This is a genomic window from Microbacterium sp. sgz311019, assembly GCF_056135325.1.
In genome coordinates, this window is sequence record NZ_JBWAXO010000005.1 from 1 (window position 1) to 18,906 (window position 18,906).

General features: G+C 65.1%; 24 protein-coding genes and 1 pseudogene. 9 read left to right on the plus strand and 16 right to left on the minus strand.

What is annotated here, in order from left to right; genetic code table 11:
* Positions 1-387: 387 nt before the first annotated feature.
* Both AC0NZN_RS08940 and AC0NZN_RS08945 read right to left on the minus strand, forming a co-directional pair.
* Positions 388-933 (minus strand): hypothetical protein, encoded by a 546-nt coding sequence (locus tag AC0NZN_RS08940; RefSeq protein ID WP_474591946.1) that lies wholly within the window; start codon positions 931-933, stop codon positions 388-390.
* 234 nt (positions 934-1,167) lie between these two features.
* Entirely contained in the window at positions 1,168-1,839 is a 672-nt protein-coding gene (locus AC0NZN_RS08945) for a DUF4241 domain-containing protein (RefSeq protein ID WP_474591947.1), read from the minus strand.
* Between the two features lie 295 nt (positions 1,840-2,134).
* On the opposite strand from AC0NZN_RS08945, the gene AC0NZN_RS08950 reads away from it, so the two are divergent.
* The gene (locus AC0NZN_RS08950) at positions 2,135-2,380 is read left to right on the plus strand and encodes a hypothetical protein (RefSeq protein ID WP_474591948.1); all 246 of its coding nucleotides are present in this window, start codon (positions 2,135-2,137) and stop codon (positions 2,378-2,380) included.
* Positions 2,381-2,535: 155 nt separating this feature from the next.
* A complete protein-coding gene (locus tag AC0NZN_RS08955) occupies positions 2,536-2,889 on the plus strand; it encodes a hypothetical protein (protein WP_474591949.1) in 354 nt (117 codons plus the stop codon).
* Positions 2,890-2,970: 81 nt separating this feature from the next.
* Here the strand turns inward: AC0NZN_RS08955 and AC0NZN_RS08960 are convergent, their stop codons facing one another.
* The 4 genes from AC0NZN_RS08960 to AC0NZN_RS08975 form a co-directional block, all read right to left on the minus strand.
* A complete protein-coding gene (locus AC0NZN_RS08960; protein ID WP_474591950.1) occupies positions 2,971-3,552 on the minus strand; it encodes an ABC transporter ATP-binding protein in 582 nt (193 codons plus the stop codon).
* 140 nt (positions 3,553-3,692) lie between these two features.
* A complete protein-coding gene (locus tag AC0NZN_RS08965; RefSeq protein ID WP_474591951.1) occupies positions 3,693-6,626 on the minus strand; it encodes a hypothetical protein in 2,934 nt (977 codons plus the stop codon).
* Positions 6,623-7,237: a hypothetical protein gene (locus AC0NZN_RS08970; protein WP_474591952.1), complete on the minus strand. Its 615-nt coding sequence runs from the start codon at positions 7,235-7,237 to the stop codon at positions 6,623-6,625. Before AC0NZN_RS08970 ends, AC0NZN_RS08965 begins: the two co-directional genes overlap by 4 nt.
* Positions 7,234-7,764 carry an RNA polymerase sigma factor gene (locus tag AC0NZN_RS08975; RefSeq protein ID WP_474591953.1) on the minus strand — a complete coding sequence of 177 codons (531 nt, stop codon included), beginning with the start codon at positions 7,762-7,764 and terminating at the stop codon, positions 7,234-7,236. The genes AC0NZN_RS08970 and AC0NZN_RS08975 overlap by 4 nt, the downstream gene beginning before the upstream one ends.
* A 324-nt stretch (positions 7,765-8,088) precedes the next feature.
* Between AC0NZN_RS08975 and AC0NZN_RS08980 the strand changes: the two genes are divergently transcribed.
* Complete coding sequence (locus tag AC0NZN_RS08980) at positions 8,089-8,430, plus strand: DUF2834 domain-containing protein (protein WP_474591954.1); 342 nt, start codon at positions 8,089-8,091, stop codon at positions 8,428-8,430.
* Positions 8,431-8,696: 266 nt separating this feature from the next.
* A complete protein-coding gene (locus AC0NZN_RS08985) occupies positions 8,697-9,275 on the plus strand; it encodes a hypothetical protein (RefSeq protein ID WP_474591955.1) in 579 nt (192 codons plus the stop codon).
* A 255-nt stretch (positions 9,276-9,530) separates the two neighbouring features.
* Here the strand turns inward: AC0NZN_RS08985 and AC0NZN_RS08990 are convergent, their stop codons facing one another.
* Both AC0NZN_RS08990 and AC0NZN_RS08995 read right to left on the minus strand, forming a co-directional pair.
* Positions 9,531-10,460, minus strand: coding sequence for a phosphotransferase (locus tag AC0NZN_RS08990; protein WP_474591956.1), 930 nt, complete (start codon positions 10,458-10,460; stop codon positions 9,531-9,533).
* Positions 10,461-10,577: 117 nt separating this feature from the next.
* Complete coding sequence (locus tag AC0NZN_RS08995) at positions 10,578-10,898, minus strand: DUF6176 family protein (RefSeq protein WP_474592264.1); 321 nt, start codon at positions 10,896-10,898, stop codon at positions 10,578-10,580.
* 586 nt (positions 10,899-11,484) lie between these two features.
* Here AC0NZN_RS08995 and AC0NZN_RS09000 point away from each other — a divergent pair.
* Positions 11,485-11,841 (plus strand): hypothetical protein, encoded by a 357-nt coding sequence (locus tag AC0NZN_RS09000; RefSeq protein WP_474591957.1) that lies wholly within the window; start codon positions 11,485-11,487, stop codon positions 11,839-11,841.
* A gap of 90 nt (positions 11,842-11,931) precedes the next feature.
* On the opposite strand, the gene AC0NZN_RS09005 is transcribed toward AC0NZN_RS09000, so the two are convergent.
* Positions 11,932-12,687: a hypothetical protein gene (locus AC0NZN_RS09005; protein ID WP_474591958.1), complete on the minus strand. Its 756-nt coding sequence runs from the start codon at positions 12,685-12,687 to the stop codon at positions 11,932-11,934.
* A 242-nt stretch (positions 12,688-12,929) separates the two neighbouring features.
* Between AC0NZN_RS09005 and AC0NZN_RS09010 the strand changes: the two genes are divergently transcribed.
* Both AC0NZN_RS09010 and AC0NZN_RS09015 read left to right on the plus strand, forming a co-directional pair.
* Positions 12,930-13,589 carry a hypothetical protein gene (locus AC0NZN_RS09010; protein ID WP_474591959.1) on the plus strand — a complete coding sequence of 220 codons (660 nt, stop codon included), beginning with the start codon at positions 12,930-12,932 and terminating at the stop codon, positions 13,587-13,589.
* A gap of 474 nt (positions 13,590-14,063) precedes the next feature.
* Positions 14,064-14,420 carry an Imm8 family immunity protein gene (locus tag AC0NZN_RS09015; protein WP_474591960.1) on the plus strand — a complete coding sequence of 119 codons (357 nt, stop codon included), beginning with the start codon at positions 14,064-14,066 and terminating at the stop codon, positions 14,418-14,420.
* A gap of 10 nt (positions 14,421-14,430) precedes the next feature.
* On the opposite strand, the gene AC0NZN_RS09020 is transcribed toward AC0NZN_RS09015, so the two are convergent.
* The 4 genes from AC0NZN_RS09020 to AC0NZN_RS09035 form a co-directional block, all read right to left on the minus strand.
* The gene (locus AC0NZN_RS09020) at positions 14,431-14,955 is read right to left on the minus strand and encodes an IS5 family transposase (RefSeq protein ID WP_474592265.1); all 525 of its coding nucleotides are present in this window, start codon (positions 14,953-14,955) and stop codon (positions 14,431-14,433) included.
* Positions 14,918-15,304 (minus strand): transposase, encoded by a 387-nt coding sequence (locus tag AC0NZN_RS09025; RefSeq protein WP_474592266.1) that lies wholly within the window; start codon positions 15,302-15,304, stop codon positions 14,918-14,920. Before AC0NZN_RS09025 ends, AC0NZN_RS09020 begins: the two co-directional genes overlap by 38 nt.
* Positions 15,305-15,353: 49 nt before the next feature.
* Positions 15,354-15,893 (minus strand): DUF2716 domain-containing protein, encoded by a 540-nt coding sequence (locus tag AC0NZN_RS09030; protein ID WP_474591961.1) that lies wholly within the window; start codon positions 15,891-15,893, stop codon positions 15,354-15,356.
* 72 nt (positions 15,894-15,965) lie between these two features.
* Positions 15,966-16,742, minus strand: coding sequence for a hypothetical protein (locus AC0NZN_RS09035; RefSeq protein ID WP_474591962.1), 777 nt, complete (start codon positions 16,740-16,742; stop codon positions 15,966-15,968).
* A 249-nt stretch (positions 16,743-16,991) separates the two neighbouring features.
* On the opposite strand from AC0NZN_RS09035, the gene AC0NZN_RS09040 reads away from it, so the two are divergent.
* Positions 16,992-17,204 (plus strand): hypothetical protein, encoded by a 213-nt coding sequence (locus tag AC0NZN_RS09040; protein ID WP_474591963.1) that lies wholly within the window; start codon positions 16,992-16,994, stop codon positions 17,202-17,204.
* 52 nt (positions 17,205-17,256) lie between these two features.
* Positions 17,257-17,541, plus strand: a pseudogene (locus tag AC0NZN_RS09045) (recombinase family protein); the annotation flags it as partial.
* 137 nt (positions 17,542-17,678) lie between these two features.
* Here AC0NZN_RS09045 and AC0NZN_RS09050 read toward each other — a convergent pair.
* From AC0NZN_RS09050 to AC0NZN_RS09060, 3 genes are read right to left on the minus strand one after another with little or no spacing between them, the layout of a single operon-like run.
* On the minus strand, positions 17,679-18,449 hold the full coding sequence (locus tag AC0NZN_RS09050; RefSeq protein ID WP_474591964.1) for a methyltransferase domain-containing protein: 771 nt from the start codon (positions 18,447-18,449) through the stop codon (positions 17,679-17,681).
* Positions 18,446-18,676: a hypothetical protein gene (locus AC0NZN_RS09055; protein WP_474591965.1), complete on the minus strand. Its 231-nt coding sequence runs from the start codon at positions 18,674-18,676 to the stop codon at positions 18,446-18,448. Before AC0NZN_RS09055 ends, AC0NZN_RS09050 begins: the two co-directional genes overlap by 4 nt.
* Before the next feature lie 29 nt (positions 18,677-18,705).
* Positions 18,706-18,894 carry a hypothetical protein gene (locus AC0NZN_RS09060; RefSeq protein WP_474591966.1) on the minus strand — a complete coding sequence of 63 codons (189 nt, stop codon included), beginning with the start codon at positions 18,892-18,894 and terminating at the stop codon, positions 18,706-18,708.
* Positions 18,895-18,906: the final 12 nt, after the last annotated feature.

Genomic DNA, 18,906 nt, shown 5'->3' on the forward strand with positions numbered 1-18,906 from the left:
CCAGGCTCACTCTCGTCGCCGACACCGGAATCGAGGTGAACACCGACACCCTCCTCGAACTCAGCGCCTAACCATCAAACGAAGAAGGATCACCGACCGCTACACCACGCCCCGGGGCTTGACCGTGAGTCCGCAGACCAGAAGAGTGATCGATTCTGTGACTCTCGGTTGATTCGCCCGCGGAGCGGATGACCTGCTGACACTACTTTTCTTGAGTTCCGCAGCGGCCGCCGCACGTTTCGCTTCCGCGCGTTCGGACATGTCGTTGAGCCCCCACCATCGTTCCGAAAGCCGCATAGTCGCCACAACAGGATGGTTTCCTGCCGAGGTTGCGAGTGCAAGCCGGTCCTCGAGCGTGCGCCTTCAGTTCAGTTCCGCACGGTCGGCTCAGCAGGTCGGGACGTAGACCTTCAGGGTGTTGTCGTACACCTGCCCGTTGTCTTCGCCGACTGTTCTGACCGTGCACGGGTCGAGGTTGAGCGTGTCGCCCCGATGGATGATGTACTCGCCGTTGACCGGCGCCGGCGGTTCGCGTCTGACCGCGTTGAGCGCGATCAGCTCGGGATAGGTAAGACAGAATCGTGCCTCGACCGCGTACAGGTCGTCGTGCGGGGCGACGGTGTAGGACGCCGGGCGTCCGTTCGGATGCAGTTGCGCTGTGCCCGTGGCACCTGGGCGGGGGCCGAGGTCCCGCATGTTCGCGAAGTCCTGCGGCTGCAGCACGCCCGATGAGGAGACCCCGTCACCGCCCACGTGGAAGCCCTGGTCGGGGTTGCACCTGTCGCGAAGAGGCGGCGACGACCACGTCGGTAACGGTGTTGCGGCGACCACTGTGATAGTCGGCTCGGGCTTTGTCGCCGCCGTCGGCCCGGTACAGCCAGTGAGGGTGGCGGCGAATGCCGCGGCGGCGGCCACGGCGGCGAGTTTGCTCATCAGGAGCAGATTAGGGCGAACCGTGGATGAACGCGACTGCGCCGCCAGCGTGGAGGCTGGGGCGTTCGCCGGCCGGTCCTCCAACGAGCGTCCGCGATGCTCGGCCACGCCCGAGGGCCATGTGTCTTCGGGGCGTTGGCTCGAAGGGTTCGTGGCCCAGGGGACCCAGCCGGATGTAGACGCACCGAGGCTGGTGATAGAACGGCGGATTAGCCCCTTGGAAGCGCGATCGAACTAGCCTTTCCGCCGGAACAGTCGCGCCAGACCGCGCTTTGGGGACGGAGGAGTCTTGATGTCCGGGGGGTCTTCTTCGTCATCTGGTCCGACAATTTGAAGATCGATGTGGATACCGGTGATCGTGCCATCGGCGGCAAGCGTCCGCGTCAACGGGTAGAACCCGTCGCCCCAGCCCGAATGGGCGAGGATCAGATTCTCGTCGCGTGTAGCGAGCGGCAGCGTAATGTTCGCGGTGCCCGCGGGTTGGGGTATGTCGCTATCCATCTGCGCGAACCAGGAGTCCGGCCGGCCTGAATCGAAGATCTCGAGGTACCAGCTGGCGCTCTCTCGCGGCATGCACCGAGTTGCGGCGTGGGCGTCCACGAAACCCACTGTGCCGGCATCAACAGGCACACCCCAGAACAAGCCGGGCTCGGGCGCTTCGTCGCGGTTGGGAGCCGGCTCGATGGATGTAGCTTCCGCGTCGGATAGCACCACAGAGAGGTACGCTTCCCGCAGGTGGGAACCGTCTTGCGCGTCGGAAACATCAGCGATCGTCACGCGTACCGGGTAGCGGCCGGGCGGCACAGGGGTCACCAGCGGCTGGTCGAGGTTCACGAATGGGTCGCACGCTCCCAGCAGCCCGGACTCGAGATGCAGCTCACCGAGGTCCACGACAGTCAGCTTCACGGGACGTCCGTCGGGCATCGGAGCCACACCAGTAGCCAAGGCATAGTGATCTCGAATATCCACGGCCTGATTATGCCGACATCGGGGCCTAGCCCAGACTGGGCGCGCGCATTGCGTCGAGGGGGAATCTGCATAGTGCGGACTATGTGTGCGTGGAGCTCCTCCCGCGGCGACCAGCGGCGAAAACATCGCGCTGCTCGTCAGTGCACGCGAGGCGCGGGATATCGGAGGCCGATCGTCTTCGACCGTGCGAAAGTGGGTCCCGTTCCGGGCGTTTGAGGTGAATACTCCACTCATGGCGATCGGCCGGGTGGTTCTAAGGGGTTTGGCTGCCGGGGCGGTGGTCGGCGCCGCGGCCGGGTTGGTGCTCGGTCTGATCGCATACCCACCGACCGTCGGCTATGCGGTGATTGAGCTCAGCATCCGGGGGGCGATCGCCGGCGTTGCCCTCGGATTCCTCGTAGGCCTCCTCGGTGTCACTGTTCGGCACGTCGGCCGTGTTCGTGACGCATCGGGTGGCGACTCGGCGCGTCGCACCTGATCGGCGGGACGCCGTGCCCGGGGCACTCCTAGTTTGTTGCCGATCCCACGCGCGCGCTCTCGCTACTCTTGCGCCATGACTCTGCGATGCGGCCACCTGTGCGCGCGATCCTAGTCCCGATCGGTGGACTGCTAATCCTGATGGCGTCAGGCAGCATGGCGCTGTTCTTCATGGCACCACTGGGGCTCTTGCTGTTGGCAGGATTCGTTCTCGCTGTGGGCGCAAGAATGCACCGATGGGCCATTGTGACTGTGTCGACAACACTCTCGGCGATCATTCTCATGATCGGCATCATCTATTGGAGCGCTTGGGGACAGGCCTTCGACTACGCGGACGCAGGTAAGGCCGTACCCACGGATCTACAAGCACTGGAACTGGCCTGCCAGACCCTTGGGCTGGCTGCCCTGATGGCGCTGGCGGGTATGTCGATCTATCTGCTGGTTGTCTCGCTCTCGCCGATTGTTGACCGGCTTCAGGAAGCAGCGCAGCGTGATTCATTGAGCGCGTAACGGCTCTTGGAGAGTCCGCACGCGCGCACGACCGGCGGCGCATCATGCGGAAGCCGGTCCTCAATCGTGAGTTTGGAGACCTTAGGCGAGGGTCGTGCGGCTGTCGGCGGCGGCGATGAGGTGTTGGTCGTGGGACGCGACAAGGACCGCGATTCCGTCGTCGGCGAGCGTGCGCAGCAACTCGATGAGTTCGTCCGCGGTGGCCCGGTCGAGGCTCGCGGTGGGCTCGTCGGCCATGATGACGGCGGGGCTGAGGAGCAGAGCACGGGCGAAGGCGACGCGTTGACGTTCCCCGCCGGAGAGTCGGTCGGGGTAGTGCGTTGCGCGGGGTCCGACGCCGAGCCGGTGGAGGATGTCCCGCGCGGGGCGTGACATCTTCCTGGTGTTCTTGTCGGGCACGGCGGGCAGGAGCACGTTCTCGAGAGCGGTGAGCCCGTTGACGAGGCTGCCGCGTTGGTCGAGGTAGCCGATGTGGGTGCGTCGGCGGGCGGTGATGACGTCATCGGCCAGGCCTGTGATCTCCAGACCTTCCCAGTGAACGGTGCCGGCGGCGGGGGGCATGAGGCCTGCGGCGACGCGGAGGATGCTCGTCTTGCCGGATCCGCTGCGGCCGGCGAGGCAGTGCATCTTCCCGCGTTCGAGGGCGAGGTCGTAATCCTCCACGATCCGCAGCGGCTCGTCCCCGGGCCGTTCGTATTGGATTCTTACACCGCGGAGTTCGACCGGGGGGCCGCCGAGATCAACGGCACCAGTGGCAGTGTCGGTTGCGGCGCGGGGGGTCAGAGCGTCTTGTTCTTTGACGATCATGCGATCGCTCCCTTTCGGCGGGCGGTGACGGTCACGAGTCCGGCAAGCAGACCGGCGACGCTGGCGATGCTCACGAAAATCCATGGTGCGACACTGATCGCGTGGGCGAGCGCCCAAGACGTCGCGGCGGCGAGGGCCAGGGCGGGGATGAGCAGGGTCAGACCTTCCGCGCGTTGGGCTTGGCTGAGCTCCGCGGCGGTCCACCCGCAGGCGCGGAGGGTGGCCCATTCGTCGGCGCGGCGGGCGAGGTCGACGCGGCGGACCAGGAGGGCGAGCAGCAAACCTCCTGCTATGCCGACGGCGCCGAGGATGATTTCGGGAAGCAGCATCCGACCGATGGTGATGGTAGCGAGCGTCGAGTGCCCCGCGGCGGCGATCGAGGATTGGATGGCCTCGCACAGGCCGGCGGTGGCGAGGGCGACGACGAGGATCGCGGCGATGTGCATGGCGGAGCTGAGCGGGTGGATGAGCGTCTGGCGGGCGCCGAACCCACGCACAGAGCGGGCGCCTAGGCTACCGGACCGCGCATCCCGGGGACGATGGATGCTGCGAGCGTGCGCTCCGGCGGCCACCGCGATCAGCGAGGTGATAACGATTGCCGCGAAGCCGACGCCCGCCACAATGATCGCGGGCGTGCTGCCCTGGCTGAGGTAAAGCGCCATCGCGCTGAATGCGGCGGTCAGTACCAGTCCTGGCACCTCTTCTCCGGCGTACCAGCCAGCCACCCGTGCTCGGGTGAAGCCGAGCTCGCGCATTGTGGTCGCCTGTTCGCGACGGGCGGGGATGCCGGCGAGTTTCGCCGCGGCCAGCAGCAGGATCGCCGCTGCCAGCCCCATCGAGAGGACCAGGTAGGTGGCGGTGGACATTGACAGGGTGACGCGGGATGCGGCGCCGAGCTCGGACCAATTCTGAGCGATCGTACCCAGCGGGCCGACAGTCTGTGGCCCCGTCGGATCGGTCGTGCCGAACGCGTACCCGGCCACGTGGACTCCGACCGGGGCAGAGGAAGACCCGGCGACGACGCTGACTGAGAACCCGAGTCGTTGGATCTGTCCGGCGACGTGGAGGACTTTGTGCTGGGCGTCGGCCGTGTACCCGGTGATGCCGGCCACGCGGACACGGATGGCGTCGATGGGTTTGGTGTCTCCCCAGGTCGCGGCGCTCTGGATGGCGCCGATCGCCGCCGTCCGCGAGGACACGAGTCCGAGGCCCATGGCGGACGGCTGGATGGTCCGCCCAGCGTTCTTGCCCGCGGTGATGGTCGACGCCACCTGGTCGTATGCGCCGAGTGGCACGAAGGATGCGGCATCCTCGTCGGTGACGGTCGAGGCGTCGAATGCTCCGACGGGCGCTGCGATGACCGCCTGGGTCGGTTGGCGTGAGGCCAGCCGGGCGATGCTTGTATAAGCAGCCTCCTCGCCGGCCTTCGTCGGGTCCCCCGTCAGAGACAATGAATCCCCCGGCCTGTCGGCGCCCAGGAACGCGGACCGGTACCCGGACGCGGCCAATGTGATTCCGTCGGTCGTGGTGTCGTATGAGCCGCTGACAGGCCTGGCCACAGTCATGATCTGGCGGAGGTCGTATGTGGCGGTGGAGGTGTCCGGCGCGGATGTTCCCGGCCAGGAGAGAGCGGCTTGCAGGTCGATGAACGGGTTGAGCACGCTCGAGAGGTCCCCGACGACAGAGGAGGTCCCGCTGCCATGCGCGGTCCCGTCACTCATGCTTTCGGGAACCTGGAAGGTCTGCTGCGGGCTGGATGCGAGGGTGCTGTCCAGTGGGGCTGCAGTGACGGTTCCGAAGTCTTCAATGTCGAGTTTGAGGGTGAGTTTCGCGACGGGATTGTTCGCCACGAGGATCGGAGCGTATCGGGCGCTGTTCTGCTGCGAGCGCAGGTATACGTCGTAGTCGTCGCCGTTGTCCTTGAATAGTTGTCGATAAGCCGCGAGCACTTCCGGCGGCCCGGAGGTCGGCGCGGCGAGATGGGCGATCTCGTCGTCGAGTTGCTCGGCGAACCGCCCGTGGTGAACGGCCGCCCAAGCCTTCATCGCCGTCACGTCTGTGGTCGGTGTCGGCTTTGCCGCCGCCAGCGGGTCGAGGAACGCGCCTTTCGCTCCGAGCAGCTTGCGCTCAGCGGAGGGGTCGATCAGGGTGATCCGGGTGACGGCCTGCGGTGCGATGTCGAAGCCCACCGGAACGTCGATCGCTGTTCCGTCGGGGTCATAGTCACCGATCAGCCATTGCGTCGTGTCGGTCAGCGGCGCGATCTCGTAGGGCGCGGGCCCGTTCCGGTACTCGCATGCCTGCTTGGCGAGGGCGGGGTACTTCGCGTAATCGATCGTGTAGGACCTGTTGCTCGATCCTTGGATTGTGGCCGTCCCGCTGCTGTTGATGCAGGAGGCGAGGTCCGTGGTCGGCGTGTCAGGTGTGCGTTGGTCGAGGACGAGCGCATACCGGGACCGGCTGACGATGCGCTCGCCCAGCCCGTCGTCGGTTGTGTAGGTCGCGGTCACTCCGTACGCCTGCGGCGAGTGCTTCGCGGCCGGCACCGCGTCCTTAGGGATCAGTAGGCGGGCTTGAGCACCTGGCCGGAGCCCGGGCACCAGGATCTCGCCGATCGGTGCCGCCACCTCCACGCCATCCACCTTCCGCACCGCCGCGAGATCGGCAAGCGACATGCCGGTCGCGGTGCTCGTGAGTGTGTTGGGGGGCAGCATTCCGTCGATCGGCTGCAGCGCGTCTTTGGGGGTTACGAGGATGTCGTATGCGCCTCGCCAGTTCTCCGATACGGTCTGGGCGAGCACCGAGGCGGCGACCGATTGCACCCCGGCGGCGGCGATCGCGGTCGCCCCGAGCAGGCCGATCGCGACGAGCTGCAGCGGCTGTCGAGCGAGCCGGTGGAACGGTCCCGGCACCCCGCTGCCGCGAGTCACTGGTCGGCTCCGGTCATCCCGACGACCGCGCAGCGCGACGTCCAGGCTGACGCCGGCAACCGGGTCGGGCTAGTGAGCACCAGCTGGGTGGCACCGGCGTGGCATACGCCATGCCAGGAGCCCGCGTCTACGACTGCGCCGAACGATGCGCGCTCCACCGTGACACTGTCGCTGACGCCGCCGATCAGGGTGCCGGCGGCGGCGACCGCCTGCGCGGGGGTGACCTGTTCGTACTGCAGTGGGGAGGCGGCGATCGCATCGTGCGCGCGCTGGCACACCGCCGCCGCATCCACCTGCTCGTTCACCGCCAGGCGGTATGACGTGGTGAAGTAGGCCGCCTGTTGCGGGTCGGGCGCGTCGATGCAGCGGAGCTCTCCAGCGATGGTGGTTGTTACGGGGGTGACGGCTGCGGGCGGCTGGGTCGGGTTGACAGTGAGGGCGTAGGCGGCTGCCGACGCGCTGGCCACGGTGACCAGCGCCAGCGCGGCCACCCCGATGCGGGTACGGATGCGTCTGCGGCGGGAGAGCGCGTCGATGCGCTCGTCGATTTGCTCACCGATCACAGCGAGTGCGGCGTCCAGATAGACGCCTTCTTTCGGCCGGTCGTTCATGCTTCCCCCCGCACCGTCTTGCGCAGACTCGCTCGCACCCGCTCCACCCGCTTCGCGACCGCCGACGTCGACAGGCCCAGATGCTCCGCAGCCTCCGTGTACGAGTACCCCTCGATCAGGCACAGATGTACTACCCGCTGATCCATCCCGCCGAGCCGGCCGATCGCCTGCCGCACCCAGCTGATCTCCTCCACCCGCTCCTGCCGTGTCCGATCCCCGGGCAACAGAGCCTCGTCCAGCTCAAGATGCGGTCGGCGCGCGCGCAACGTATTCCGGGCGGTGTTCCGGCACACGACCAGCAGCCAGGGGAGCGCGGATGACTCCACGATCCGGATGTCGGCCAGTCGCCGCCACGCGATTACGAACACCTCCTGCACGACGTCCTCCGCGTCCCGGTTATCACGGGTCATTCCCCATGCGTAGAGGTAGATGGCCTTGCCATGCCGCCCATACATGGCACTGAATGCGCCCCGGTCGCCACGCCGCGCGAGCCGGATCAGCTCGCTATCGGAATCCGTGTCGTACATGCAACCTCGCCGTCGTGGAAGAACCCCTCACACTCTCACTGTCGCCCGGACGAGAATCATGACATCTGTCCACGAAATCTCTGCATCGGGCCCTGTGATTGTCAAATCTGTGGGCGGGCGGTTCGACACCACGGTCCATCTTCGATCCGCGAATCGGTCACACCATGGCAGGGTGAGGCGCCGCCGGTGCGCGATGTCGGCGCCCGTCCTCGACCGCCCGCAGGGATCCTCATCCGCGCGAAAGCGGGTCCTCCAATGATGCGTGTCTGGATCCCGACCGGCTGAGTGCCGCGTCGAACCCCCGAACCCGGGGATGATCGAGTCATGAGACGTCACTGGACACCGCTCGCCTTCACCTACCTTGGGCTCGCGATCGCCGGCCTCATCGGCACCTGGTACTTCAACGTCCTCGCGATCATCCAGATGCGGGACTACCTCCGTGACCTGGCGACCAGCGGCCCTGCCGTGTCGTCGTTCGGGATCGACCTGCTCGTGGTAGCTGTCGCGGGGAGCATTTTCATCATCGTCGAGGCTCGGCGCCTGGGTATGCGATTCGGCTGGCTGTATGTCGTCGGCGCGGCGCTTACCGCGTTCGCCTTCACTTTCCCGCTGTTCCTCGCCATACGGCAGCGACGCACTACGGAGCTCGCCAGGGTCGAAGAATGATGCCGCCGTACCGCGGGGCGATGCGGGGCCCGCAGCTGATCAGGCGCCGCCGCCGGTGGGGTTCTGGGATGTGAATCGAGGCAGGGAGGATGAGACGGCAACCCGGAAGAACGGATGGGGTCCGCTTGCGTTCGGTCGGCAGCGTTGCGTTGCCAACCCGTGCCCATGGACCGCGCATGACGTCCGCCCCACGGCCGCGGAGGCGATCATGGGTGCCGTCAGGCACTCAAACCCGGCGCCTCCGCGACGGCGGATACATTTGGCCGGTGCGTGTGCTGCGTAATGGGCTTCGGGTATCGAAGGCGCTGAGCGCGCTCGGATTCCTGGGCTTCGCGGCGGCGTTCACGGCGAGTCTCGGGTGTTCCGACGGCTGTCATCAGCTGGATTCAGCGATGTGGGCCCCCTTTGCCGTACTCATGGCAGGCAATATCGGGATCCTTGCGTTTACCGCGGCGATCAAGGTCCGACAATCGGGGAACCCGCCTCGATCCCAGCCCGTGTTCACGGGGATTCTCAATTCGGCGGACCCGGCGGTGTCGTTTGCCGGGCCCCCGACGGCGCAGTTCCGTCCGATGGCGCTGGAAGTCCGCAAGGACGTTCTCCCGATCAGCTCGAACGTTCCCTGGTTGCAGCGATTCACGATCCGTCCCGAGGGTCTGGAGATGCGCATTCTCTTCAGCCGGGCCTGGGTTCCCCGCGACCGCATCACCGGGCTGTATCGCATGCCGGGAGAGATCCGGGTGATCTGGGACGGTGGTGATGGCGCGGCGACTGTCTCCGACTGGCGTATCGGGGAGATGGCCCGTGCAATGGAACAGGCCGGCTACCGCTTCGACCCGGATTGACTCCGGGAAGCATCGATGCCCGCAAGCCGGTCGCTCAGCGTGCAGAAAGTGGTGACTTGAGCTGAGCTTGTATGGCGCAGCGGGGCTTAGGGGATTGCGACCCTCGCCAAGGCGTCCGCTACATTCGTGCACCAGGACTCGGCCATAGGAGGACGCGACCTCCGAACGGGACTCCCGTTGGAAGGGTCGTCAGGAGGAGGACAGTGGGCAGCGACGCACTCTGAGAGTTCTGGGGGCGACGCGGTCTGAAGATGACTACTCAGCTGCGCGTGACCAGCGGCGGGCGAGCCAGGCGACCGCCGCGTCTGCTTCTGCTTTCTGGAATGCTCGGATCGTCGGCATGTCTGGGGGTGCTGGCTGTCGGGCCTTGTCATACCAGGCGCCTGCCAGGCCCGCGAGCACGGCATCTGCCTGCTCGGGCGACATTTCTGCGAAGAGCGGATGATCCAGGTAACGGTCCACATTGACCGGTTCGCCGCGCATCACGACATCGAGCAGGTAGGTGAGCCCGTCCAGCCACCGCGCGCCCACCGACGCCCAGGGCCAGTCGATGATCCACGCCGTGCCGGCCTGGTCGATCAGGACGTTGTCCGCACGGCAATCGAGGTGTACCAGATGGCTTCCGTCGACGGCCGGAGCAGCTCCCTCGGCCGCGTGGACCATCCGGTCCCGCAACCGGAGGGCGAGCGGCGGCAGCGTGAGCTCTGCGCCATCGGCGGCGAGTCGGTGCCAGCCGTCGAAGTCATCCGCGAGCTCATCTCGCACCTGCGGGAGCGATTTCAACCGGCCGTCGGCGGCCGGCAGGTGCGTCAACGCGTCCAGCACGGTGGGGATATCAGCCCCGCCCCGGGTGCCCGGATGCTCGCCGTCGACGTCGCCGAGCAGCAGAGCCACCCACTCGCCATCATCGAAGACGCCGAGCAGCGGTGGTGTGCGCACCTGTGCCGGCAGCATCTGCATGACCGCGGCCTCCGAACGGTGCAGCGTGAAAGCGCCGACATTGCGCTCGCGCGACACCGCCTTAACGAAAGCGCGACGACCATCGTTCGTTTGCACACGATCGGCGGAACCAGATGAGAACCCGTTCGCTTGAGTCTCCGCCCGCACAACCCGACCCCCGAGCTCCTGCTCCACCCACCCCGTCACACTCCGAGGAAGCGAGGACCATTGCACGCGGACAGGCATGCTCGACCCTATCCCGGGACAACACGACAACAAGACGCACGCATAGTCCTCCCGCCGCTGCCGGGTGCGCGGTCGGTGGTCCTCACCCGGTCAGCGCGAGCGCTATGAGCGGCCGGCCTACTCGGCTGAAATGGACAGCACTTCCGCGACGTCTGGCCGACCGCCGTCGGCGGCCCGCACGATCTCGTGGTGACGATTGTCGATCTCTGCGGTCGACGCGGCACCCACCTGACGCGCCCGCTCGATGTCGTCCGTTTCTAGGGCGTAGATGAGGAAGGTGCCGTCTGCCGTTCGAAGGATGGAGGCCGTCTCGTGTCGGACTCCCTCGGCCAGCAGCGTTTCGATTGCCTCCCCGCGGCGCGAGGTGTCAACCTCCATGAGCCAGTTAGAAACCGCGTCGACGTGATCGTCTTTCAGCCGGCGAACGGTGAGGTGGATTCTGAAAAGAAGCTAGCGGACGGCCTCCTTGCCTCGGGTCAGATGACGGTCCTCGAGCGTGCACCCGGGTGCGCCGCTCGGCAGGAGGGTCAGCGGGTCGTTGAGACCGGTTCGCTTTGTGTGGGTCGCTCATCTGGAAGAGGCATGCCCAGGCCCCTCCCGATCAGGGACACAGCAAGCAGAATCGCTGAAGTTAGCGTGAAAGCGACTCCGATCCAGAGAAGCAGCCGGTGCCTGATCAGATGTTCATCGCTCAGCACGATGACGATAGCGATCGTGAAGCACAGGGCCGCCAGAATCTCGAGGACGCCCGTCGCAGTCGCGGCGAGGCGTCCTCGAGTCGGACGAGCAGACGAAGAGCGAACCTCGTCGGATCCAGAACTTGGCACCTCAGCCTCCGGTTGGGCATCTTGCTCGTCCTGCATGACGCCCACTCAAGCACGGTGCGACTGGCCACTGGCGTTTCGCTCGCCGAGACTTAAGCCGGCGCGTCAATGGAAAGTCACGCAAGCCGGTCGGCGAGTCGACCACCCGACACTGCGCCAATTCTGGCGAACGAGACGCGGCTGCCGACTAGATTGCGAGTATGAATCACACGGCACCAGGGACCAGAGTTGCTGCCGCGTGGTCGTGGTGGGTTGTGCAGCTGGTCCTGGTGTTGATCTTGTCCATCGAAGTGTTCCTGTCGGAGTTCAGCGTCGACAGTTGCACTGCGACCTCGTGCAACTACTCACTGTTCGCGAGCTCGATCAACACATTCCATGTCGGCGCGGTCTTCCTTCTCGTCGTCGCGGCCACGGGTATCTACGTCTTTCGACGTCGAAAGGGAGCTGCGATGTGGTCTCCGATCCTCGGGATTATCTTCACGATCGCTCTGCTTACTGCGACCTACGCCTGGGGGCGAGCAGCCTTGGACCTTCCCCTCTTCGGCAACCGCGTATAGGCCACGGGGTCTCTGTACGTATCGGGTCTCTATGCGCGCGAATTGCACGTAGAAGGAGCACGCCACAGATGGCCGCATGGGATGTGCTGCTCATATTCCTGTTGGATCGGGTCGTGACAGGGGCCAGATGCTCGCGCCGATCTGTTTGCCGAGCGCGCCGAAGCATCCCTGCATCCCGAGCCGGTGCATGGCGAACCACCACACGTCGAGTTCGGTTGCGATCTTGTTGCTTACGCGCGCCAGGAACGCATCGAACTCTTCGTTCGACGTGACCGCCGCAGACGGCACCACCATGTCGGGAAACGTCTGCGTGATGTTGTTCTCCATCGTCGTCCAGTAGTGCTGCGGAGAGTCGTATTCGCCCGGCTGGTTCGTCGCGAGAATGTCGAGGTAGTGGAACCGACCCGATCTGCCATAACGCGAGAGGGTGGCGAAGAGGTCAGGCAGGATCGTGCTCGACTCGATGCGATCGATCAGTGCTCGCACGTATCCGGGTGCGACGGCGTTGACGGATCCATCTTTGGCAGTCTCCACGATGTTCCGCGACAGCATGTCAATGTCGTGACCCCACTCGCGTATGAGCGTCTGCATGCTCGGCCACCTGCCAGATCGATTGACCTCTGCGCAGCCCAACATGATCTTCATCGTCTTCTCGACGCCGATGCTGCCGAGGGTGAGGACCGCATCGGCATGCACGGTGGGCTCGATCAGCCCGCGGATCGCATCGACCGAATCGCGCAGTAGGTTCTGCGCCGACATGGACTCAGCGATCAGGGCATAGGCCTGTTGGTCGGACAGGGCAGGGTGTAGGCGGCTCCCGCCGCGGCTGGGTGTCTCGTCTCTCACCTGGCGCAGTCTAAGGGCCCTACCGAGCCGGTGGCGGGGGTACGCGAGGGGGCGTCGCGGACGCGGTCTTACGATCGGCTGACCCCATGAAGCTCTGACTCGACGATCGTCGTGCGTACGTCGTACTACTTCGTGTCCGTCATCCGCCTGCGTATCTGGGTGGCGTCGTGGTCGCGGCTCGTGTCGTCCTGGAGGTCTACGCTTCCGCACACCTGCCGTGACCGCTGGCTAATGTGAAAGCTATGGACATCCTCGACCTGGTCGTTCGGAATCCACCCCAGGACGGGTCGATTATTGTTACGCCGAGAGCGACAGAATCGGCGCGGCGCCGCAGCTCGGCGCCGCTTTCACGGACAGGCACTTGCAACCACACGGAGCAGGTCCGCCACTCTGCGACGGCGCGATTGATTCTCGGATGTCTCCTCGTGGCAGGCTGCTTCGCGCTCTCAGCCTGTAGCTCCTTCAATTTCGCGTGGAATCTTCGAGACGCGGATGTCGTGGGAACATGGCAAGCACTCGGACCGACCGGCACAAAACTCGTCTTGTTCGAAGACGGATCATTTCATGCCACATCCTGGCCGAAGAATCTCAGCTGTGCGGGCGCAACAGCCGAGGGCATGGAGCAGCTAAGGACGTCGCCCGCCATCGACTTCACCGGCACATGGACGTTCTTTGGCGGAGAAGGCAACAACACCGAAGGTGGCAGCCTCGCGACGCTGTCGCTAAACGCTCCAGACACATGTGGCCACACTCCCGATGCGTTCTTTACGAGATCCCACGACGGTACCGTCAGCATGTGTTTTCCGATAGACGAGGATCCGGACAACTGGACGCCGGATCGATCGCTCGCCCTGTTGGAACCGCCTATGTCTGATCAAGCGGCGTCTCAGGTTTGCCAGTAGCCATCGGGTCATCACAGCTTGCCGATGGCGGCCGCTATCGCCTGCAAGACGCGTATGCCCTTGACCACGAGCGACTCGGAGGGCTCTGCCCCTTGCAGCCGTGCGCGATTGAGGGTCCTCCAGCGCGCGCACGCCGGTCGCTTTCCGGGCGGGCGGGAAACTACCGCCTGCGTCGAACGATGAGGAATACCACCACTAGGACCACGAACAGAGTAACGAGAACCGCGACCAAGGCTCCGGTACTGATCCCCATCAGGTGTCCCCCTTACTGAATGTCGCGACACGGCCGTACCAGGGTTCATTCTCCGGGGACGGGCGCACGATCGCGGTCCTTGAGCGGGTGATGGGTGATCATTCCGTTGGCTGTTAGGGCATGTTGCCAAACCCGATCGGCGGCTCAGGTGTGCCCAGTCTTGTCGACGGGTCAGGTGACGTGATCGGTCGGTGACACTGTCATCCGGCAGTATCGGTGGCATGCGTGCGACGTTGAGGAGTCTCGTCTTCGACCCGGATCCCAGCGACCTGGCTGGCGATGCGTCGGCTTTCAGATTCAACGCTCGGTTGACAGTAGGCCCCGCCGGCGGCCCTGGTGACGAGACGTTCGACGTCACCGTCTGCACAGCCGAATGGCTCGCTCAGGCCTGCCGGGAGACGGGAGGCATCTTCGACGCACGACACCACGTGGTTGTCACCATTGAGCAGTTCGACGAGCGAGTCCTCCACGACTGGTTCGAGGCCAGAGTGCGACGTGTCGAGGGCGACGAGTGGAGCGAGATCGGCAACCGCCTTGGCCGGCTCGGCTTTTGGGAATTCGAGGACTATACGCCCTAGGGTGCGATCGCTAGCTGCTGGAGACCCAGTGGAGGGTGGCGGCGAGGCAGAGTCCGGCATGGTAGTTCCGGGCGGTCTTGTCTGAGCTCATTGCGATCCCCCGCCACTGCTTGAGCTTGTTGAAGCAACGCTCGACGACGTTCCGCGCGCGGTAGCGGACCCGCTGTTCGTTGAAGAAGTCGATCGGCCTGCCAGGCCGTTTGCGCCGGCTGATGATCTGATCATCCCGTTCCGGGATCGTCGCGGCGATGCCGCGTTCACGCAGCCATGCCCGATTCGCCCGCGACGGGTAGCCCTTATCCGCGAGCACCCGATCGGTCCGGGATCTCGGCCTACCGACCGCACCGGGAACACGAATCTGCTCCAGCGTCGTCGACAGCATCCGCGTGTCGGCCGCCTGGCCGGGCGTCAGGATGAACGCCAGGGCGCGCCCGCGACCGTCGCAGACCAGATGGTTCTTCGTTGTCAGGCCGCCGCGAGACCTTCCGATCGCGTGATCAGGAGGCTCGGGCCCGAACTTCTTGTAGTTCGACAGAGCCCCCCGCGACCCGAGGAAGGGTCACCATGCTGGTGTACACGCACATCGTTGAGTCAATTGACGCGACCCAATCCAAGTCTCCCCGCTGATCCGCGAGGGACTGGACTCTCTCGAGGACTCGCGACCAGACGCCCTGCTCCGCCCACCGGTTGAAGTTCTTGTAGATCGTGTTCCAGTTGCCGAACCGCTCCGGGACGTCCCGCCACGGCGCACCCGTGCGGAACCGCCACGCGGTCGCTTCCACCGCCGCGCGACGACCTACCGGCGGCCGGCCCGTTGCCCTCACCGCCGGGGACAACGGCCCGATCACAGCCCAGGCCTCATCAGAGATCACGTCCCGCGACACGACATCAACACTCGCGAACAAGTGGTCCAAGCATGTTTAGCAACACGCCCTAGTCGTCTGCCGTCAGCGTGCTTCGCTTGATCGGCAGCCACGTTGCTAGCGAGGCGCCGAGGGTGTCTACGAGTCGCTGTCCGATTACGCAGATGCTCGGCTCCCAGGGGTGACCGAATGTCCCTTCGCGCATGTCAGGGGTGAGAAACGCGTAGTAGTCGCCATCCGGGTACACGGTGGGGTAGCCGTTGATCCGGTCACGCGGCGAAGCGTCGAGAGCTTCGACTCGTGGTTTGAACCGATAGCTTGCATGGTTCCAATCGATGACGATCAGTTCGTCGATGTCGGTGAGGGCGGTGACAAAGCATCGCAGTGCTTCCGCGTTGATTGATTCCACGGAGGCGGCACGAGAGGGACCGGCATCTATGGTGCTGAGGTCGAACGTGATCGATGGCTCCGGATCCTCGATGACTGGGTCCCATAGTGCGCCTTGCCGGGAGAACTTCAGACGCACGACGAATTGGTCGTGGGCTGCGTCTGCTTCAGTGTCGCTGAGCATTCGCCATGCGTCCCGCTTGATCGGAGGCCATTCATCCACGTTGTTCAAGCTAGTTGAGGAGCGCTCCACCTCGACACCTCCGACTTCCGGACGCTTCCCCTCAAGAGTCGTCTATGGGGCGGCGTTGTCGATGTGGTCGTCGCCGTCTGTGGATTCTCGTTGTTCCGGGGCTCGAGCGTGGGACAGGAAGTCGTCGAGTTCCTCGATGAGGTTCTCAACCTCGCCCCGTGCCCGGGCGGATGTGACCTCGAACGGCATGTGGGTCTCGTGGTCGTAGACGATTGCGGTCTCGTCATCGGTGCCCAGGGCTGCCCTCCACCACGCCGCGGTTTCGACGTCGATCGTCAGACGCATCTGCTCGTGGGGGTCAGTCAGGTAGACGATCCCGAGTCGCAGGATGCGAAGAACGAACGCTGCGACTGTTGCTTTGCGCTTGGTCATGTTGTGCGTCGAGACACTCCACCACCGCTCGCTCCATTTCGCGTCCTGCTGCGCCTCGAACTCACGCGTGATCCGAGCGGTCTCGACAACGGGATCGGGAAGGCCGGCGGCCCATGCTCGGAGTGCAGCAATCATCAGCGCGACGAGTTCGCGCGGCACCACCGGCACCTTGCCCTCGACCCGCTTGTTCTGCTCGAGGATCTCAATGAGGGCGGCGAGATGGCGGCGCGGGAAGACCACCTCCACGGTTTTGTGCCGGAGTTGCTGGTTCCGCTGACCTTGGTCCTCCCAGTGTTGTCGGATCTGTGCGATGAGGTCGCCTCTGCCTGCGGCTCCCTTTCCCCGCCAGCGCGGCAACCCGTGCCGCGGCTCGGACCGTGGGTACGGGCGATCGTTCGACCTGATCACCGGGACGTATACAGCGGCCCACTCCAGCCCCGCGACCATCAACCGCACGCGCTCCGCACCCAGGGTCTGAATCTCCACCCAGCAATCATGCCGTTACCCGCTCGCAGCTCTCGCTACTCGATGACCCGTCCGTGACCAACGTGACCGTTGGCCCCGGAAAGCCAACGCCCTGAGGTTGGGCCGGGACCTCTGCTGAGCCGGATACGACCTTGAAGCGCCACCGGCGTGACGGTCAAGCTTGATACTCCGCCGTAGTCCGAATACGGGCAATTCAGTACGGTGAGCGCCATGCACCTGCTGATCAGTGAGGCGGTCAACCCAGCCCTCCCGGACTTCACACTTCTGTCGATCGCCTACACGATCGCGATCATCGCGATCTGGCTGCTCGTAATGTGGCTCATCATCTACAGTGCAGTGCGCGCGGCTCTGACGTCGCACCGCAGGGCTATGGCCGCCGACGCCGAATTCGCACGACGAATCGCCGAGCAGCGCCGCGTTTGAAAGAAGCACGGATGCTGCCGCAGGCGATCGAGTGATCGCGTGCGGAAGCCGGTCCGTCTACGACCCGAACGACCCCGTGGGCCGACTGCTGTTCAACGTGCTCGGCATGGTCGCCGAGTTCGAAGCCGACCTCATCCGGGCCCGAACGCGGGAGGGCATGCAGATCGCCACGGCCGCCGGGAAGCTCCGCGGCCTGCAGCCCACATTTAGCAAGACGAAGCGGAAGCACCTTCTCGACCTTGCAGCCGCCGGGAAACACACGCAGACCGAACTGGCAGAGCTGTTCGATGTGTCCCACACGACGATCTACCGGGAGCTGCGCCGGGCGACGAACTGAGGTGGATACGCTCGACAGCGCGGGTGGTGCGTTGATCGGTTGAGACCACCATCGTTTCCGGCGCTGCCCGAAGACTGGCTGGCATGTCGCAACGCAACGATTCCCGAAGGGTGTTTCGGTATGGGTCTTCGGCTGGGTCAGAGGGGGTCTGCGTGCGGCCCTCGTGCCACGACGAGGCGCAGACCCGCGTCGAACTCGTCAAGGTCTGCGAGGTGGCCGTTCCTGCGATGCCACTCACCACTCGCAAGATCATCGGTGACCTGCGCCACAGCGCGATCAATGACCTCTGGCTTCATCCGGGCTAAGCCCGAGGTCGCGGCTCGGGCTCCAGCGTCCATGAGCCTTTCGGGATGAGCCCAAAAGGACACCAGCGTCCAGTCGGGGGTGTCTCTCGCGATCGGCACGGCTTCAATCGTGACGTCGCCACCGAGCCATTCCGCTACTTGCTCTGGGAGCGGGAAGGTTGCACCGTCGAGATCGGCGACCTCGGGAAGGTAGTCCCGCATGAGCCACATCTCGCTGCTCACTCGCGGATCAACCGTCAGAATCACGACTGAATCGCGCGCCACGCGGCGCAGTTCCGCGACCCCCCGCTGACGCTCTTCGTCCCAGTGGTGGACGGAGAGGATCGCCATCGAGGCGTCCACCGACTTATCGTGCAGAGGCAGCGAACCAGCCGAGGCCCGAATCGCTGGCGGAATATCCAACTCGCGTTGAGCTGCCATGACCGAGCTGGGTTCGATCGCGATCACGTGCCGGTCGAGCGGTTCATAAGAACCGGCGCCGGCCCCCACATTCACGACGCTGCGCGCCGCGCCGAGTGCATCGGCTATCCGGGCCCGCAGCCGGGGGTCTTCGCGTCTCGTGCCCGCGTATCCGAACCCGATTGTGTCGTACCTCGCGCTCATCCTTTGTCCTCTCCAGCGCCCATCTTTACATCGGAGGTGACCGTGTTGTGGCCTGCGCCAAACATGACCTTCATGATCACCCGCGCCCGGAAACGATCGTTTCCGGTGCGCTTGTCGCGATCAGTGACCACCGTCGAGGCGGCAAGCGGCGAATAGCCTTCGCGGCACTGCGGCGGCTTCGCCAGCTCACTCAGCCATGCTCGCATCGGCACGGACTCACTGGCCACAAGCCGGTAGGTCAGCGTTCGACAGTCGCTCACATGCCTGGGGGGCGAATCATGAACTCGACCGTGCGTTCGTCATCTGGATAGCGAACCGGTGGAACGGGAAGCCTGCTCCCGCATGCCGGGCACACCCAGCCGGCATCGCCGTCGTCGCGCATGAGCACGCCATCGTCCGGGCACGGCGGCTGGGCTCCGAGACCCAGCCCGTCGTCGTCGATCACCCGTTGCTCCTG